Origin of the sequence: Sphingomonas sp. NPDC019816, from assembly GCF_050274375.1 — a bacterium.
Classification (GTDB): Bacteria; Pseudomonadota; Alphaproteobacteria; order Sphingomonadales; family Sphingomonadaceae; genus Sphingomonas.
Map to the genome: position 1 here is coordinate 1 of NZ_JBNNOB010000241.1, position 2470 is coordinate 2470.

Annotated in this window: 2 protein-coding genes; one reads left to right on the forward strand and one right to left on the reverse strand. The window is 68.0% G+C overall.

Translation table 11 applies throughout. From position 1 onward, the window contains the following. Positions 1-78 precede the first annotated feature (78 nt). Positions 79-2043, reverse strand: a complete 1965-nt coding sequence (gene sppA, locus ACQKJZ_RS19000; RefSeq protein WP_427733224.1) for a signal peptide peptidase SppA — start codon at positions 2041-2043, stop codon at positions 79-81. Between the two features lie 225 nt (positions 2044-2268). Here sppA and ACQKJZ_RS19005 point away from each other — a divergent pair. Continuing rightward, the coding region (locus ACQKJZ_RS19005) for a co-chaperone GroES (protein WP_427733227.1) at positions 2269-2470 on the forward strand (202 nt) is incomplete at its 3' end.

Below are 2470 nucleotides of genomic sequence, written 5' to 3' on the forward strand. Positions count from 1 at the left end.
TCGCGCCAAAGTTTATCCTGAGCGGCTGGCTTGTCAGCCAGCCGAAGGGCTCAGGCTGAACGGCGATTGGGGATCAGATCAGAGTCCCAACCGCGCGATCAACAGGTCGAGCAGCCGCTCGTCCCCGGCGGTCGCCATCGGACCGAGTGCGCCGCATTCCAGGCAGCGCGCCTGGACCGAGCCGCCGCGCACCAGCCGCTGGACATCGCCCAGCGCCCGTGCCGCGACCGCCCGGCGTTCGGCGGCGGCGATGGCGAAGACGTCGCCGCCATCCTGCGTCGAATCGTCGCTATCCTGCAGACCTTGGAGCAGTTCGGCGGCAAAGCCGGGCTTCTTTTCCAGATATTCGGCATGGACCTTGGCGGGGTCCAGCTTGGCGCGGCGCGCGGCCTCGGCGATGGCGTCGGACAGGTTGCCGAAGCGGTCGACCAGCCCGATCTGGCGCGCGGTGCCGCCGTCCCAGACGCGACCTTGCGCGATGGTATCGACCTTTTCGGGCGTCATGCGGCGCGACTCGGCGACACGCGTCAGGAACTGGCGATAGCCATTCTCGATACCGGCCTGAAGGATGGTGTCGAGCATCGGGGTGAAGCCGCCCAGCACGTCGGGCTGGCCGGTCAGCGGCGTCGTCTTCACTCCGTCGCTGGTCACGCCGATCTTGGCCAGCGTGTTCTCGAACGAGGGGATCAGGCCGAAAATGCCGATCGACCCCGTGATCGTACCCGGCTCGGCGAAGATGACATCGGCCGGGGTCGATACCCAATAGCCGCCCGAAGCCGCCAGCCCGCCCATCGAGACGACGATCGGCAGCTTCTGGCGCTTGGCCTCCAGGATCGCCTGGCGGATCTGTTCGGATGCCAGCACCGAGCCGCCCGGCGAATCGACGCGCACGACCAGCGCCTTCAGCTTCTTGGTGGCCAGCCCGTCGAGCAGCGCCTTGGAAATGGTCTCGCCCGCCGCCGTGCCGGGGCCGCCCTCGCCATCGACGATCGAACCGGCGATGGTCAGCACGCCGATCGCATCGCCACCGGTCGGCAGGGGATGGGCGCGGACCCAGGCGTCATAGCCGATGGTGCGGAAGCTGCCGGCGGGCTTGGCGTTCTCCACCCCCGCGATCTCGGCGACGCGCTTGCCGAACGCCATGCGGTCGCCCAGCTTGTCGACCAGCCCGGCCTTCAGATTGGCATCGGCGATATTGCCGTTCGCCGCCAGCACGGCCCGATCGGGCTGGGCGAGGAAGGCGTCGATCTGCGCCTTGGGCCGTGCCTTGGCGACGGCTTCGCGCCACTGGGCGAACAGCGTGCCGTACAGCGCCTGCGACGCGGCGCGCGCGTCCGGGCTCTGGTCGGCGCGGATATAGGGTTCGACGAACGACTTGAATTTGCCGACGCGATAGACGTGCGTGGTGACGCCCAGCTTGTCGATCAGCCCCTTGTAGTAAAGCTGGTTGCCACCCGGCCCCATGAACAGCGTGCCGCCCAGCGGATTGACCCAGATCTCGCTGGCATTGGCGGCCAGGCGGTATGCGCCGTCGGTATAGGCGGTGGCATAGGTCAGCACGGGCTTGCCGCCCTTGCGGAACCGCGCGAGCGCATCGCCCATCTCCTGAAGCGCCGCCGGATAGGCGCCGCCGAACGCGTCGAGGTCGAGCACCAGCACCTTGACCCGCGTGTCGTCGCGCGCCGCGTCGATCGCGCGCACCACGTCGCGCAGGCGGAACTGGCGCGGGGTCGCGCGGCCGGACAGCATGGCGAGCGGGGCGATCGCCTCGGGCTGTTCGACGACCGCGCCGTCCAGCTTGAGCAGCAGCGCGCCGTCGCTGATCGCCTTGGTCCCCGGCCGGGCGTTGAGCGCGGCGAAGATCAGCCCGAAGAACAACAGCATCGCGATCAGGACCAACAGATCCTTGATCCCGACCAGCAGCCGCCAGGCGCCTCGCACCAGCCGCCATCCGCTGCGCCGGCCGGCTTTGCGCCCCGGTCGGCTGAAATCCTGGTCGAGCGGGGAGGCGGGCGGAAGAGCGTCTGCGCGAGCGTCGGTCATGCGCCATGGCTAGCCCAGCCGCGAAGGCTGGGCAATGGTCCGTATTAGCCTGCCAATACGGACGGGGGCGGCGGAATTTTGTTCCCGCGCGCGGGGCGCTTCGTCGAAATTTTTTGGGGGCAGGCGTTGACGGCCTGAACGCCCGTTCACATATCCCATCGCGTTGGCACTCCCACCCGGTGAGTGCCAGAAAAGTGTAACACGCCAGATTAAAGGGACATGGCAATGAACTTTCGTCCGTTGCACGACCGCGTTCTCGTCCGTCGCGTCGAGGCCGAGGAAAAGACGGCTGGCGGGATCATCATCCCGGATACCGCCAAGGAAAAGCCCCAGGAGGGCGAAGTCGTCGCCGCCGGTTCGGGTGCGAAGGCCGAAGACGGCAAGGTCACGCCGCTGGACGTGAAGGCGGGCGACCGCATTCTGTTCG

Excerpts from the sequence above, each read along its gene's own strand:
- sppA (WP_427733224.1), bottom strand. The coding sequence starts at position 2,043 with ATGACCGACGCTCGCGCAGACGCTCTTCCGCCCGCCTCCCCGCTCGAC.